Source organism: Acidovorax sp. GW823-FHT05D11, assembly GCF_058795695.1.
Window position 1 is genome coordinate 580,988 of record NZ_CM179502.1, and the last position, 14,546, is coordinate 595,533.

Consider the following 14,546-nt stretch of genomic DNA (forward strand, 5'->3'; position numbering starts at 1 on the left):
CTTGCGGGGAACCAATAGATGGCATGGTGGAGCTCTGTGGGCCCCCTCAGGGCGCGCCGCCCGCCGGTCCCGTGGGGCACGGCGAGTCCCTAGAATCGCGGGAGCCCACCGACCCCCCAAGAAACACGACCATGGAACGAGCAACCCGCCAGCGTGCGGCAATCCACGCCGCGATAGCCACCGCAGGGCGTCCCTTGTCGCCGCAGGAGGTCCTGGAGGCAGCACGCGCCGACATCCCCTCGCTGGGGGTGGCAACCGTCTACCGGAATCTTCGCGCGCTGATGGAGGACGGCACGATCGAGCCGGTGACCCTGCCCGGCAGCAGCGCCCGCTACGAGATGGCGGGGCAGGACCACCATCACCATTTCCTGTGCCGGGTCTGCCACCGCGTGTTCGATATCCATGCATGCCCCGGCGGCTTCGCGCACCTGGCCCCGCCGGGCTTCACCGTGGACGGCCACGACATCACCTTGTACGGCCAGTGCAGCGATTGCCAGCCCCCGCCGCCGGCGAAGAAGGCGCCGGCCCCGGCGCGCCGGGGCCTCACCCGGGGCTGACGGCCTGCCTTTCCCGTGCCCGCCGGTGGCCGCGGCGGGCGGTCGCCGGTTTCCATGCGCACCTGCCGGGGGCGGCATGCCGCTTCGGGCCGAGGGCGCGCGGAGCGTGAGACAATGCCGCCCTGCGCAGCGGCTCCACGGGAGCCCCACTGCCGCTGCCGATCCGAGGGCGCCATGCCGTGGCAGGCACCAGGCCCGGCGGCAACGCCAGGCAACGGCGTGTGAATGCGCGGCCGATGTGCCGGTACCCGCCTGCACCGCCGAAGGCCCTTGATTTGATGAAGGAATCAAGGGCCTTTTCTTTTCAATGGGCGCCCTGGGCGCCGGACGGTTTCCCCCGGCATGCCTCGCGGCATGCCATTCACCCTGTTCACGCGGCCACCGCCGCCACTCGCCGGCCCGGGCACGACAGTTCGGCCGTGCAGAGTGACTTCGCCACCGATTCTCTGACCTCCCATGACACCCTTCCTGAAGGACACCACCCTCGGCATCGACTTTGGCACTTCCAACTCCGCGATGGCCGTGCGCCAGGGCACCGGGCCCGCGCGGATGATCGCGCTCGAAGGAGGCGCCCCCACACTGCCCACCGCGCTGTTCTTCAATGCGGAAGACCACCGCACCCATTTTGGCCGGGATGCCGTGGGGCAGTACCTGGCGGGCACGGAGGGGCGCCTGATGCGCTCGCTCAAGAGCCTGCTGGGCAGCGCGCTGCTGCAGGACAAGACGGCGGTGCACAACAAGCTGGTGAGCTACCAGGACATCATCAGCCTCTTCTTGCGCATGCTGGTGCAAAAGGCGCGCGATGACCTGGGCGGCATGCCGGCCCGGGTGGTGATGGGGCGCCCGGTGCATTTCGTGGACGGGGACGCCGGCCGCGACCAGCAGGCGGAAGATGCGCTGCGCCAGGCCGCGGTGGACGCGGGGTTCGCCGAGGTGTCGTTCCAGCTGGAGCCCATCGCCGCCGCGCTGGACCACGAGCAGCGCATCACGCACGAGTCGCTGGTGCTGGTGGTGGACATCGGCGGGGGCACGTCGGACTTCACGGTGGTACGGCTGGGGCCGCAGCGCATGGCGCGCGCCGAGCGCGGCAGCGATGTGCTGGCCACCACCGGCGTACACGTGGGCGGCACCGACTTCGACCGGCGGCTGAGCCTGGACCTGCTGATGCCCCTGCTCGGATTTCGGCACACCGGCCCCGCGGGGCGCGAGGTGCCCAGCCGGGTGTTCTTCGACCTGTCCACCTGGCACCTGATCCAGTGGCTGTACTCGCCGCGCGCGCTGCGCGACGCGCAGAACCTGCGCACCGACTATTCAGATGCCCGGCTGCACGCGCGGCTCATGCGGGTGCTGCACGAGCGCCTGGGGCACCGCATGGCCAACACCGTGGAGCAGGCCAAGATCGCCGCGTCCCTGGGCGATGCCGATGCGCCCATGCCGCTGGACTGGATCGAGGCCGGGCTGGCTGAATCCATCACCCCCGAGGGGCTGGCGCGGTTCCTGTCGCAGCCCCTCGAACAGGTGGTGGCCTGCGCGCAGGAATGTGTGCAGCTGGCGGGCCTGGGACAGCAGGGGGTCGATGCGATCTATCTCACGGGCGGCTCGTCGGCCCTGCGGCCGCTGCGCCAGGCCCTCAAGGCGGCATTTCCCGGCACCCCCCAGGTGGAAGGCGACCTGTTCGGCGGCGTGGCGGCCGGGCTGGCGGTGTCGGGGTGAGAGTCCGGCGGGAGGTGCCGCGCACCCCGGCGGGTGCCGGTACTCGCCGTGGCGGGTCGGTTTGCTATTGAAAATGTAGCTGTTGGCGCTTTCCTGCCAAGGGTCTGAGGCCAATTTGGCATGAAATCCGGGCCGGAATCAGTCCGCGGTGCCGCTGTCTGCACCCCCGTCGTCCGCACCGCTGCGCTTCCATGCCAGGGCCGTGTCGTACAGCACATTGCGCGATGCGCCGGTGATCTCGGCGGCCAGGCGCACGGCGGTTTTCAGCGGCAGCTCCTGCACCAGCAGGCGCAGCACCCGCAGGCTGGAGCCATCGTCGCTGGCCACCGCCACCGGGTGCAGCAGCACCACGAACTCGCCGCGCGAACGCTGGGGGGCGCCGTCCAGCCACGCCGCCAGCTCATGGGCGGGCCGCGTGGTCACTTCCTCGAACTGCTTGGTCAATTCCCGCGCCAGCGTCACCGGGCGATCGCCCAGCACCGCCAGGGCCTGGGCCAGTTCGCCGATGCGGTGCGGGGCTTCGAGCAGCACCACGCAGCGGGGCTCATGGGCCAGCTGCTGCGCAATCACCGTGGCGCGTTCAGCGTTCTTGACGGGCAGGAAGCCCGCAAACACGAAGCCGCCGTGTTCGGTGCTGTGGGCCACGGCGCCAGCCACGCTCAGCGCGGTGGTGATGCTGCTGGCGCCGGGCAGGGGCACGGCGCGCAGGCCGGTCGCCTGCACGGCGGCCACCAGCCGGGCGCCGGGGTCGCTCACGCCGGGCGTGCCCGCGTCGCTCACGTACGCCACGCGCTGGCCCTGCTGCAGCCGCTGCACCACGTTCTGCGCGGCTTCGGCCTCGTTGTGCTGGTGCACGGCCAGCAGCTGCGAGGCCCCCTTGTCGATGCCATAGGCGCGCAGCAGGGATTGCGTATGGCGCGTGTCCTCGCAGGCCACGGTGTCGGCCATCTGCAGCACATGCAGCGCGCGCAGGGTGATATCGGCCAGGTTGCCGATGGGCGTGGCCACCACGTACAGGGCGCCCTCGGGATAATGCTGCGCAGCCGCCGCTTCACGCGCGGCGCCCTGGGCTGAAGCGAAAGATGCGCTCAATGAAATTCCTTGGAAAGAGAAAACCGGCGGAAGCCCCTGGCCCGGCCGCCAAACCCGCCACCACGCGCGAGCGCGGCAATGCGGCGGAAGACCAGGCCCTGGCCCACCTGCAGGCGGCGGGCCTGCAACTGGTGCAGCGCAATTATCGGACGCCCGGGCGCGGCGGGGGCGAGATCGACCTGGTGATGCGTGCACGGGACGGCACGCTCGTGTTCGTCGAGGTGCGCAGCCGCGCGGGCCGCGCGTTTGGCGGCGCAGGGGCCAGCATCGGCGCCACCAAGCAGCAGCGCATCATTTTCGCGGCCCGGCACTACCTGCTGCGCCTGCCTTCCCCGCCGCCCTGCCGCTTCGACGTGGTGCTGGTCGAGGAGTCCGTGCAGTGGCTGCAGGCCGCCTTCGATGCGCAGTAGGCGCGCGCCCGGTGGCCGCCATCCCTGGCGCCGGCGCCATGCAGGGAACTACGGTTTGCTACAAAAGCTGTAACACGCGGCGGGTATCATCGGGCCCTCATGCTTGAGCAACGCATCCAACAGCATTTCATCGACAGCGCCGACCTGAAGTACCAGGCCGCGCAGGTTCTGAGCCACCCCATCGCCGCCGCCGTGCAGGCCGTGCTGGCCTGCGTGACCAGCGGCGGCAAGGTGCTGGCCTGCGGCAACGGCCCCTCGGCCGCCGAGGCGCAGCAGTTCGCCGCGTTCTGCGTGGCCGGTTTCGAGCGCGACCGGCCCGAGCTGGCCGCGCTGGCCCTCACCTCCGACAGCACGCTGCTCACGGCCGCCACGGGTGGCAGCCACGATGCGGCGCAGCAGTTTGCGCGCCAGGTGCGAGCGCTGGGCCAGGCGGGCGACGTGCTGCTGGCGCTGTCGGTCACCGGCAATGACGCCAACCTGCTGGCCGCCGCCGAGGCCGCCCACGAGCGTGACATGACCGTGGTGGTGCTGACCGGCCGCACGGGCGGCAAGCTGGCCGCCCTGCTGCGCGAGACCGATGTGTTGATCAGCGTTCCGCACGACCGCGCCGCGCGCGTGCGCGAAGTCCATGCCCTGGTGCTGCATTGCCTGAGCGATGGCGTGGACGCCCAGTTACTTGGCGAACAGGAGATTCCCCTATGAAGCAAACCACCCTGAAACGTACCCGGCGCACCGTGTGCACGGTGCTGGCCGCCGCCGCGCTGGTCACGGGCCTGTCGGCCTGCGCGCCGTTGATCGTGGGCGGCGCTGTCGTGGGCGGCGTGATGGCCGTGGACCGCCGCACGACCGGCACGCAGATCGAGGACGAAGGCATCGAGCTGCGCGCCGCCAACCGCATCCGCGAAACCCTGGGCGACCGCGCCCATGTCAACGTGACCAGCTACAACCGCCAGGCCCTGCTGACCGGCGAGGTGCCGAACGCCCAGGACCGCCAGACCGTCGAGCAGATCGTGTCGCAGGTGGAGAACACGCGCTCGGTCGTCAATGACCTGGCCGTGATGCCCGCCAGCAGCCTGAGCCAGCGCTCCAACGACACCTTCATCACCGGCAAGGTGCGCGCCAGCCTGGTGGACGCCCAGGACATCTCGGCGAATTCCTTCAAGGTGGTGACCGAGCGCAACATCGTCTATCTGATGGGCCGCGTGTCGCAGCGCGAGGCCAACCGCGCCACCGAGATCGCCCGGGGCGTGAGCGGCGTGAGCAAGGTCGTGCGCGTGTTCGAGATCGTCTCGGAAGAAGAGCTGCGCCGCATCGCGCCGCAGCCCGCGCCAGTGACCACCGACAACAGCGCATCGCCCGGCGGTTGAAAGCGGGCGGTCAGGCTCGATAGCCTGCACAGCCCCTGAGTGGAAACATCCCGGTTCGCATGACGCGGACCGGGATTTTTTCTTGGAGACCCTGCATCGCGCGTTGCGGCATGAAGCTGGCACGGCACAAGCGAGTGCACCCGCAGAGCCGGCTTCGCCAGGCCGAAGAGGCCGCGAGCGCCTCTGGCGCGTGCCACCCCGGGGCGCCACAGGCGACCCAGGGGGCTATGTCAGCCTTTTGATCAGGCTCGACGTGTCCCAGCGGTTGCCGCCCATCTTCTGCACATCGGCGTAGAACTGGTCCACCAGCGCCGTCACGGGCACGCGCGAGCCATTGCGCTTGGCTTCGTCGAGCACCAGGCCCAGGTCCTTGCGCATCCAGTCCACCGCAAAGCCGAAGTCGAACTTGCCGTCCACCATGGTCTTGCCACGGTTGTCCATCTGCCAGCTCTGGGCCGCGCCCTTGCCGATCACCTCCAGCACCTGTTTCATGTCCAGGCCCGCGTTCTGGCCAAACGCCACCGCCTCGGACAGCCCCTGCACCAGCCCGGCGATGCAGATCTGGTTGACCATCTTGGCCAGCTGGCCCGCGCCGCTGTCACCCAGCAGCGTGAAGGCGCGCGAGAACGCCATGGCCACGGGCTGGGCCGCCTCGAAGGCCGCCGCGTCGCCGCCGCACATCACGGTGAGCAGGCCGTTCTGCGCGCCGGCCTGGCCGCCGGAGACGGGGGCATCCACGAAGTGCAGGCCCAGGGCACGGGCGGCTGCGTACAGCTCGCGCGCCACCTCGGCCGACGCGGTGGTGTGGTCCACGAAGATCGCGCCCGGCTTCATCCCGGCAAAGGCGCCGTCGGCTCCCAGGGTGACGGAGCGCAGGTCATCGTCGTTGCCCACGCAGCAGAACACGATGTCGGCACCAGCCGCGGCCTCGCGCGGCGTTGCGGCATGCCCTGGCGCCTTGGCGCTGGCGTACTCCGCGCACCAAGCTATGGATTTTGTAGCGGTTCGGTTGTAGACCGTGACCTCATGCCCGGCCAGCGCGAGGTGGCCGGCCATCGGATAGCCCATCACGCCCAGGCCCAGGAAGGCGACCTTGCGGGATGGGGTTGCGTCGTAGTTGCGGGGATTGGTGCTTGGCATGGGAGTGGTTCTTGCAAAAAAAGGCCGCCACGGGGGCAGCGTTTGAAACTGGCGCGGCCCAGGCCAGCGGACGCCGTGGAACTGGCTTTGCCAGGCCACCAGCGTCGTCCCCCTTCCCGCGCGCAGCGCGAGAAAAGGGGGAAGCGGCGCAGCCGCTCAGGGGGTTGTCACACAATCGCGAAGTGCTCGGTGCCCGAGGCAAGGTCCGGCGATTTGGCGCGCTGGCTGTTGAGCTTGATCTGCAGGCGCAGGTCGTTGAGCGAATCGGCGTTGCGCAGCGCGTCTTCATAGCTGATCACGTTGGCCTCGTACAGGTCGAACAGTGCCTGGTCGAAGGTCTGCATGCCCAGGTTGCGGCTCTTCTTCATGATCTCCTTGATCTCGGAGACATCGCCCTTGAAGATCAGGTCGGAGATCAGCGGCGTGTTCAGCATGATTTCCACGGCCGCAGCACGGCCCTTGCCGTCCTGCTTGGGGATCAGGCGCTGGGACACCATGCCGCGCAGGTTGAGCGACAGGTCCATCAGCAGCTGCGCGCGGCGCTCTTCGGGGAAGAAGTTGATGATCCGGTCCAGCGCCTGGTTGGCGCTGTTGGCGTGCAGCGTGGCCAGGCACAGGTGGCCGGTTTCCGCAAAGGCCACGGCATGCTCCATGGTCTCGCGGTCGCGGATTTCGCCCATCAGGATCACGTCGGGCGCCTGGCGCAGCGTGTTCTTCAGGGCCGCTTCCCAGCTGTCGGTGTCCAGGCCCACCTCGCGCTGCGTCACCACGCAGTTCTTGTGCGGGTGCACGAATTCGATGGGGTCTTCCACCGTGATGATGTGGCCGAACGAGTTCTCGTTGCGCCAGTCCACCATGGCGGCCAGCGTGGTCGATTTGCCCGAGCCCGTGGCACCCACCAGGATGCACAGGCCGCGCTTGGTCATGGTCACTTCCTTGAGCACCTGCGGCACGCCCAGGCCGTCGATGGTGGGCAGCGTGAGCGGAATCGTGCGCAGCACCATGCCGACCTTGCCCTGCTGGATGAACGCGTTGACGCGAAACCGCCCGATGCCGGCGGGCGAGATCGCGAAGTTGCACTCCTTGGTGCGTTCGAAATCGGCCACCTGCTTGTCGCTCATGATGGCGCGCGCCAGCGTGAGCGTGTGGTTGGGCGTGAGCGGCTGGGGCGACACCTTGGTCACCTTGCCATCGACCTTGATCGCGGGGGGGAATTCCGCCGTGATGAACAAGTCGCTGCCATTGCGGCTCACCATCAACTTGAGCAGGTCATTGATGAATTTACTGGCCTGATCGCGTTCCATCAGAATTTCTCCCGGGGGTGTTCGTCTGTCGGGTGGTCGTTGTGCAGGTGGTATCCGCGCATCATCATTTCTGGTTGTCGCTCAGGCGGGCGCTCACCACGCGCAGGCGCAGCGACAGCTTGCGGGCCAGCAGCGCGATCAGGCTGGCGGCGAGCTGCGGGTCCTTGGTCATCATGTCGTCCATGGCCTCGGCGCTCAGCACGGCGATCTCGCAGTCGGTGAGCGTGGTGCAGGCCGAAAAGCGGATGCCGCTGTCGAGCAGCGACATCTCGCCCAGGATGTCGCCGGGCCGGGTCTCGGCCAGGCGCAGCTGTTCGCCCCAGGGCTGCACGCGGTCCACCGCGATGGTGCCGGTGAGCAGCACCACCATGAAGTTGCCGTATTCGTCCTGGCGGATCACGTCGCGGTTGGACGGGATGGCCGCGAATTCGAAGAAACGCTCCATGCGCTCCACGGCGTCCTTGTCCAGGTGCGCCATGTACTTGTCCTTGGCCCACAGGCCCTGCAGCAGCTTGCCGCCACGGCTGGTGGGCAGGCGCTTGGCGCCCACTTCCACGGCACGCGCCTCCCAGGGCACGAGCATCGAATCGTCCACGCCCTGGCCGGCGAAGGCCGTGGAAAACAGCACCGAATCCGTGTTGTCCTCCATGGGCTTGCCGCCGCGGGTTTTCATTTTCAGAAGGCTCAGAATGCCTTTCATACAGTGCTCCGGTGTGCGGCAGCTCGTCGGGCCGCAGGGTACATGGGTGCCGCGCGCGGATCAGCCCGGGAAGTTTTCGGGGATCTTGGCCTTGGCGCGCGCCTCGGCCGGGCTGATGATGTTGCGGCGAACGAGGTCGGTGAGATTCTGGTCCAGCGTCTGCATGCCCACGCTGTTGCTGGTCTGGATGGTGGAGTACATCTGCGCCACCTTGGCCTCGCGGATCAGGTTGCGGATGGCGCTGGTGCCCAGCATGATCTCGTGCGCCGCCACGCGGCCCGAGCCGTCCTTGGTCTTGCACAGCGTCTGCGAGATCACGGCCTGCAGCGACTCGGACAACATCGCGCGGACCATTTCCTTTTCTTCGGCGGGGAACACGTCGATGATCCGGTCGATGGTCTTGGCGGCGCTGGAGGTGTGCAGCGTGCCGAACACCAAATGGCCCGTTTCCGCCGCCGTCATGGCCAGGCGGATGGTTTCCAGGTCGCGCATTTCGCCCACCAGGATGGCGTCCGGGTCTTCGCGCAGCGCGGACTTCAGCGCGGCGGCGAACGACAGCGTCATCGGGCCGACTTCACGCTGGTTGATCAGGCACTTCTTGGATTCGTGCACGAACTCGATCGGGTCCTCCACCGTGAGGATGTGGCCGTACTCGGTTTCGTTCAGGTAGTTGACCATGGCGGCCAGCGTGGTGGACTTGCCCGAGCCCGTGGGGCCGGTCACCAGCACCAGACCGCGAGGCTTCAGGGCCAGGTCGCCGAAGATCTTGGGCGCATTGAGCTGCTCGAGCGTGAGGATCTTGGAGGGAATGGTCCGGAACACGGCGGCCGCGCCACGGTTCTGGTTGAAGGCGTTGACGCGAAAGCGGGCCAAGCCTTCGATCTCGAACGAGAAGTCGACCTCCAGGAACTCTTCATATGTCTTGCGCTGCGAGTCGCTCATGATGTCGTACACCATGGCATGCACCGTCTTGTGGTCGAGCGCATCGACATTGATGCGGCGGACATCCCCGTGGACCCGGATCATGGGCGGCAGGCCTGCGGAAAGGTGCAGGTCGGAGGCCTTGTTCTTGACGCTGAAAGCGAGCAGTTGGGTAATGTCCACGGAATCCCTCTATCGTTTGATACGCTGTCAAACATTATGACCACGATTGCTAACAACCTCCAACAGGTTCTGGGCAGGATGGCGCAGGCGTGCACAGCCGCCTCGCGCGACCCGGCCAGCGTGTCCTTGCTGGCGGTTTCCAAGACCTTTGGCGCCGACGCCGTGGCCGAGGCCCTGGCCGCCGGGCAGCGCGATTTCGGCGAGAACTACATCCAGGAAGGGGTGGACAAGATCGCCGCCCTGCGCGCCGCCGCGCCCGGCGTGGCGCTGCAGTGGCACTGCATCGGGCCCATCCAGAGCAACAAGACGCGCCTGGTGGCCGAGCACTTCGACTGGGTCCACACGGTGGACCGCCTGAAGATCGCCGAGCGCCTGTCGGCCCAGCGCCCGGAGCACCTGGCGCCGTTACAAATATGCGTTCAGGTCAACATCGATGGCGGGGCCACCAAGTCGGGCGTGGCGCCGGCCGACGCGCTGGAACTGGTCCGCGCTGTCGCGAAACTGCCACGGCTGGTGGTGCGCGGGATCATGAGCATCCCGGACCAGGCTCCTGAATTCGAAGCACAGTTGGCCATCCACACCCGCGCCCGAGCGCTTTTTGACGAGATATGCGCCCTGAACGAGCCAGGCTTGGCTCGTTTTGACACGCTCTCGCTGGGCATGACGGCCGACCTGGAGGCCGCCATCCACGCCGGCAGCACGATGGTGCGCGTGGGCACCGGCATTTTTGGAGGTCGGACTTACCCCGCCTGAAGCATGAGCCGGTCGATCAGCCCGGTAGCTGGAACCGCCCCACGCAGTCCAGCGCCGCTGTCACATCGGCCTCGCTCACGTCCAGATGCGCCACCCAGCGCAGGCGCGTGGCGACGCCGTACAGGCTGCTCGTCACCCGCACGCCGTGCTCGGCCAGCCAGGCGGTGAAGGCCGGGGCCACATCCGCATGCAGGTCGGTGAAGAGGATGTTGGTCTGCCAGGGGTGGACCGTGATCTTGCCCTGCAGCACCGGATGGCGCTGGTTGATATCGCTCAGCCCCTGGGCCAGCCGTGCCAGGTTCGCATGGTCGTCGGCCAGTCGGCGCACGTGGTGCTCCAGCGCATGGTGGCCTGCTGCGGCCAGCACGCCGGCCTGGCGCATGCCGCCGCCCAGGATCTTGCGGGTGCGGCGCGCCTGGCGGATGAAGTCGCGCGAGCCCAGCACCAGCGAGCCCACGGGGGCGCCCAGGCCCTTGCTCAGGCACAGCGACACCGAATCGAAATGGCTGCACAGCGAACGCGCCTCGTCGTACACATCGGTGCCGTGGCGCGCCGCGTTGGCCGTGGCGGCGTTGAACAGGCGCGCGCCGTCCAGGTGCATCGCCAGCCCCCGGCTGCGCGCCAGATGGGCCACCTCGGCGATGTAGGCGGGCGGCAGCACCTGGCCGCCGGTCGTGTTCTCCAGGACCACCAGGCGGGTGCGGGCAAAGTGCGGGTCGTCGGGCTTGATGGCGGCGGTGATGTCGGCAATGCGCAAGGTGCCGTCGGGCTGCGTCTCCACCGGCTGCGGCTGGATGGAGCCCAGCACCGCCATGCCACCGGCCTCCCAGCGGTAGGTGTGCCAGCTCTGGCCCACGATGGCCTCGTCGCCGCGCTGGCAGTGGCCCCACAGCGCGATCAGGTTGGTCTGCGTGCCCGACGGTGCGAGCAGCGCGGCCTCGAAGCCCAGCAACTGCGCCGCATGCTCCTGCAGTGCGTTCACGGAAGGGTCGTCGGCAAACACATCGTCGCCCAGCGGGGCCTTGAACATGGCCTCGCGCATGGCGGGCGTGGGCTGGGTGACGGTGTCGCTGCGAAAGTCGGGCATGGGCGCGGTCCTCGTGGGTCGGGTCAATGAATGCAAAGACCGGCCATGTTAGTCGCGTTGGCCTCCCCTGCGGCCGCAAGGCGCTCGGCCGGCGACATGGGCGCTGCCGAGGCCAGGGACGCCGAGCCAGGGCCGCCCCGCAGCGAGGGCGTCGTCCCCCTGGGGGGAAGGCGCCGAAGGCGACTCAGGGGGGCTACGGTCTGGTCATCTTGCAGTCCGTGCCTTGCGCCAGCTCATTGCCGGTGTAGGCGGCATCGGTGCGGAAGCCATAGTTCGTGCCTTCCCAGCCCACCTTCACGGTCTTGCCGTCCACCGGCGCGATGGTGTTGACCACCTGCGGCAGCAGCAGCTGGTGGTCCTCGCCGCGCATGCGCACGGGGCCCACCACCGAGTCGATGGTCAGGTCTTCCAGCGCGCGGGCCACCTTCACCGGGTCGATGGACTGTGCCTTGTTGATGGCCGCGGCGAGGAAGCGCGGCGTCATCTCGATGCGCGGCGCGAGGAAGTCCTTGCCCGTCTTGGCCTGGTAGGCCTTGGCGAGCGCGTCCACCTTGGGGGTGTCGGCCTGGCCCGGGTGCCATTCGGCCACCCATGTCAGCTGGCCCTGCTTGGCCTGCGACACCGCCAGTACCGTGCCGGGAATGGAGCCCGCGCTGTGGTTGAAGTAGCGCAGGTTGTAGCCCGCGTCACCCGCCGCCTTGAGCAGCAGCGTCATGTCCTGCCCCCAGTTGCCGGTGATGACCGAGTCGGCCTCGGTGCTCTTGACCTTGGCGAGATAGGGCGCGAAGTCCTTCACGCGGCCGATGGGGTGCAGCGCCTCGCCCACGAACTGGATGTCGGGGCGCGCCAGGCCCACCATCTCGCGGCCGTAGTGCGCCCACTGCTTGCCATGCGCGTAGTCCTGGTTGAGCAGGTACACCTTCTTGATGTCCGGCTGCTTCTTGATGTAGTTGGCGATGGCCTTCATCTTCATGGCCGTGTTGGCCTCGAACTGGAAGTGCCAGAAGTTGCAGGCCTTGCCGGTGAGCTCGGGGTCGATGGAGGAGTGGTTGAGCACCAGGATCTCCTTGCCCGGGTTGCGCTGGTTGTGGCGCGCCGCCGCCTGCACCAGCGCCGTGACCACCGACGAGCCCGAGCCGCCCGTCACGATGGCCTTGGCCCCCTGGTCGATGGCCGCCTGCAGCGCGCTCTGGCTCTCCTGGGCCGAGAGCTTGCTGTCGAACTGCAGCAACTGCAGCTTCGTGCCCTTGAGCACGCCGCCCTTGGCGTTGATGTCCTCGATGGCGTACTGCGTGTGCGTGAGCATGAGCTCGCCCACGTTGGCGAAGGGGCCCGAGAGCGGGTCGATGTAGGCGACCTTGAAGGTCTCCTGCGACCAGGCCGTGGAGGCGGCGGCGGTGCACAGCAGGGCCGCACAGGCGGCCAGGGGCGTGAGGGAACGCGTCAGGGGGTGGCGCAGCATGGTGCTTGTCTCGCTTTCTTGTCGTGGTGAGACCGGGGCGGGCTTGCCACCCCGGCGGGAGGGAGAAGGCTGGGCCCGTCAGTCGAGCGCGATGCCCAGGCTGCGTATCAGCGGGTGCCAGCGCGACACCTCGGCCGTGATCATCTGCGTGAACTCCTGCGGCGTGTTGCCCACGGGCTCGATCCCCACCTCGCGGTACCGGGCGCTGGTCTGCGGCGACAGCAGGGCCTGGGCGATGGCTTTCTGCAGCGCCTGCACGGTGGCATCCGGCGTGGACGCATGCACCGCCACGCCCACCAGCGCCGTGGCCTCCACGCCCTTGAGTCCCAGTTCCTCGAACGTGGGGACATCGGGCAGGCGCGGGTGGCGCCGGCTGTCGGCCACCGCCAGCGCGCGCAGCTTGCCCGCCTGCAGGAAGCCGCCCGCGGCCGCGTAGTCGCTCATCACCGCCGGGATCTGCCCGCCCGCCAGGTCGGCGAGCGCGGGCGACGATCCCTTGTAGGGGATGTGCGTCATCTTCAGTCGGGCGTGGTGCATGAGCATCTCCATCGCCATGTGCTGCGGCGTGCCCGCGCCCGCCGAGCCAAAGTTGAGCGTGCCGGGCTGGCGCCGCGCCTGCTCGATGAACTCCTTCGCGTCCTTGGCGTCGCAGGCGGGGCCCACGACCAGGATCATCGGGGCGCGCGCCAGCAGCGTCACGAGCTTGAGGTCCTTGTCGGGCGCGTAGCCGAGCTTTCGGTACAGCACCGGGTTGAAGACCAGCGTGCCGTTGTCCACGTTGATGAGCGTGTGCCCGTCGGCCGGGCCGCGCAGCACATCGGCCACGGCGATGGCGCCATTGCCGCCGGGCTTGTTGTCCACCACCACGCTCTGGCCCACGGCGGCCGACATGGGCTGGCCCACCGTGCGCGCCATGAAATCGGAGCCGCCGCCCGCGGGGTAGGGCACGATCCAGCGCAGCGGCTTGGCCGGGAAAGGGGCGGAGGCGTGCAGCGCGCGGCTCAGGCCGAGCGATGTGGCGCCGAGCAGCGCCAGTGTGGATCGTCGTGACAGCAGCATGGTGGCTAGGTTTCCTTGAGGGGTGTGTGGGAGCGAAAGACTCTCGCCGCGCTCAGCGCGCGGGCCGGCGCCGGGCGCGCAGGCCCAGCACCCGGTAGGCCAGGGTGGACAGCTCCTGCGCCACTTCGTCGGCCGACAGGCGGCCGTCCGGCCGGTACCAGTTGTAGAGAAAGCCCGGCAGGCTGCAGGCCGCCAGGGCGGTGATCTTGGTGTCGTGGAACTCGAACATGCCGTCCTCGCGGCCTTCCTCGAGCAGGGCGCAGAGCTTGTCGTAGAAATGGTTGGCCAGCTGCTTCTGGGTGGCCAGGTATTCGGGGCGGTACACCTGGGGTTCGCGGTACGGAAAGAACGCCGACGGGTGGTGCGCGAGCGTGGCGCGGATCAGGCGGTCGATGCCCTCGGCCACCTTCACGTGCGCGGGGCGCGGGTCGTCCTCGGCGAAGTCCATGGCCGTGAAGCACGCCACGGCGGGTGCCCACGACAGGGTCTCGAAGATCTCCTGCTTGTTGCGGAAGTAGTAGTAGACGAAGGGCTTGGTCACCCCCAGCTTCTGCACGATCTGCTCGATGGTGGTGTTGGCGTAGCCCTGCGCATCGAACAGCGCCTCTGCTGCGCGCAGGATGCGCTCGCGCTTCTCGTCCGACCCGGCCGTGGCGGCTTTCTGCCGGCCGCTGGCCTGCATGGGGAGCTGCTGGCCCATGGCAGGCTGTCCTTTGTGTGACGGTTGATTTATACCCATGGGTAGCATTGTTCTACCACTCGGTATATATTGGCAAGACGCTGGCGGGCAGGGGTGCC

15 protein-coding genes are annotated in these 14,546 nt (G+C 68.4%); 6 read left to right on the forward strand and 9 right to left on the reverse strand.

All coding sequences use genetic code 11. From position 1 onward, the window contains the following. Positions 1–131: 131 nt before the first annotated feature. Both AC3RCE_RS02695 and AC3RCE_RS02700 read left to right on the forward strand, forming a co-directional pair. Positions 132–557, forward strand: coding sequence for a Fur family transcriptional regulator (locus tag AC3RCE_RS02695; RefSeq protein WP_218297339.1), 426 nt, complete (start codon positions 132–134; stop codon positions 555–557). 456 nt (positions 558–1,013) lie between these two features. Continuing rightward, a complete protein-coding gene (locus AC3RCE_RS02700) occupies positions 1,014–2,270 on the forward strand; it encodes an Hsp70 family protein (protein ID WP_492254456.1) in 1,257 nt (418 codons plus the stop codon). Between the two features lie 138 nt (positions 2,271–2,408). On the opposite strand, the gene rsmI is transcribed toward AC3RCE_RS02700, so the two are convergent. After that, positions 2,409–3,362, reverse strand: a complete 954-nt coding sequence (gene rsmI / locus AC3RCE_RS02705; protein WP_492254457.1) for a 16S rRNA (cytidine(1402)-2'-O)-methyltransferase — start codon at positions 3,360–3,362, stop codon at positions 2,409–2,411. On the opposite strand from rsmI, the gene AC3RCE_RS02710 reads away from it, so the two are divergent. The 3 genes from AC3RCE_RS02710 to AC3RCE_RS02720 all read left to right on the forward strand — a co-directional run bounded on the left by AC3RCE_RS02710 (position 3,362) and on the right by AC3RCE_RS02720 (position 5,139). Next, positions 3,362–3,772, forward strand: a complete 411-nt coding sequence (locus tag AC3RCE_RS02710) for a YraN family protein (RefSeq protein ID WP_218297336.1) — start codon at positions 3,362–3,364, stop codon at positions 3,770–3,772. The genes rsmI and AC3RCE_RS02710 overlap by 1 nt on opposite strands. A gap of 99 nt (positions 3,773–3,871) precedes the next feature. Further along, positions 3,872–4,474, forward strand: a complete 603-nt coding sequence (locus AC3RCE_RS02715; RefSeq protein ID WP_218297335.1) for an SIS domain-containing protein — start codon at positions 3,872–3,874, stop codon at positions 4,472–4,474. After that, entirely contained in the window at positions 4,471–5,139 is a 669-nt protein-coding gene (locus tag AC3RCE_RS02720) for a BON domain-containing protein (RefSeq protein WP_369641206.1), read from the forward strand. The genes AC3RCE_RS02715 and AC3RCE_RS02720 overlap by 4 nt, the downstream gene beginning before the upstream one ends. Positions 5,140–5,364: 225 nt before the next feature. On the opposite strand, the gene AC3RCE_RS02725 is transcribed toward AC3RCE_RS02720, so the two are convergent. The 4 genes from AC3RCE_RS02725 to AC3RCE_RS02740 all read right to left on the reverse strand — a co-directional run bounded on the left by AC3RCE_RS02725 (position 5,365) and on the right by AC3RCE_RS02740 (position 9,387). Continuing rightward, positions 5,365–6,279 (reverse strand): NAD(P)-dependent oxidoreductase, encoded by a 915-nt coding sequence (locus AC3RCE_RS02725; protein WP_492254458.1) that lies wholly within the window; start codon positions 6,277–6,279, stop codon positions 5,365–5,367. Positions 6,280–6,446: 167 nt separating this feature from the next. After that, positions 6,447–7,583, reverse strand: a complete 1,137-nt coding sequence (locus AC3RCE_RS02730; RefSeq protein ID WP_218297332.1) for a PilT/PilU family type 4a pilus ATPase — start codon at positions 7,581–7,583, stop codon at positions 6,447–6,449. A 64-nt stretch (positions 7,584–7,647) separates the two neighbouring features. Beyond that, entirely contained in the window at positions 7,648–8,283 is a 636-nt protein-coding gene (locus AC3RCE_RS02735; RefSeq protein WP_218297331.1) for a Crp/Fnr family transcriptional regulator, read from the reverse strand. A gap of 60 nt (positions 8,284–8,343) precedes the next feature. After that, complete coding sequence (locus tag AC3RCE_RS02740; protein WP_010463046.1) at positions 8,344–9,387, reverse strand: type IV pilus twitching motility protein PilT; 1,044 nt, start codon at positions 9,385–9,387, stop codon at positions 8,344–8,346. Between the two features lie 36 nt (positions 9,388–9,423). On the opposite strand from AC3RCE_RS02740, the gene AC3RCE_RS02745 reads away from it, so the two are divergent. Continuing rightward, positions 9,424–10,140, forward strand: a complete 717-nt coding sequence (locus AC3RCE_RS02745) for a YggS family pyridoxal phosphate-dependent enzyme (RefSeq protein WP_492254459.1) — start codon at positions 9,424–9,426, stop codon at positions 10,138–10,140. Between the two features lie 16 nt (positions 10,141–10,156). Here the strand turns inward: AC3RCE_RS02745 and ltaE are convergent, their stop codons facing one another. The 4 genes from ltaE to AC3RCE_RS02765 form a co-directional block, all read right to left on the reverse strand. Then, entirely contained in the window at positions 10,157–11,227 is a 1,071-nt protein-coding gene (gene ltaE, locus AC3RCE_RS02750) for a low-specificity L-threonine aldolase (protein ID WP_218297329.1), read from the reverse strand. 193 nt (positions 11,228–11,420) lie between these two features. Beyond that, positions 11,421–12,689, reverse strand: coding sequence for a branched-chain amino acid ABC transporter substrate-binding protein (locus AC3RCE_RS02755; RefSeq protein WP_492254460.1), 1,269 nt, complete (start codon positions 12,687–12,689; stop codon positions 11,421–11,423). 78 nt (positions 12,690–12,767) lie between these two features. Continuing rightward, the gene (locus AC3RCE_RS02760) at positions 12,768–13,748 is read right to left on the reverse strand and encodes a Bug family tripartite tricarboxylate transporter substrate binding protein (RefSeq protein ID WP_218297327.1); all 981 of its coding nucleotides are present in this window, start codon (positions 13,746–13,748) and stop codon (positions 12,768–12,770) included. 52 nt (positions 13,749–13,800) lie between these two features. Further along, positions 13,801–14,448, reverse strand: a complete 648-nt coding sequence (locus AC3RCE_RS02765; protein WP_218297326.1) for a TetR/AcrR family transcriptional regulator — start codon at positions 14,446–14,448, stop codon at positions 13,801–13,803. Between the last annotated feature and the right edge of the window lie 98 nt (positions 14,449–14,546).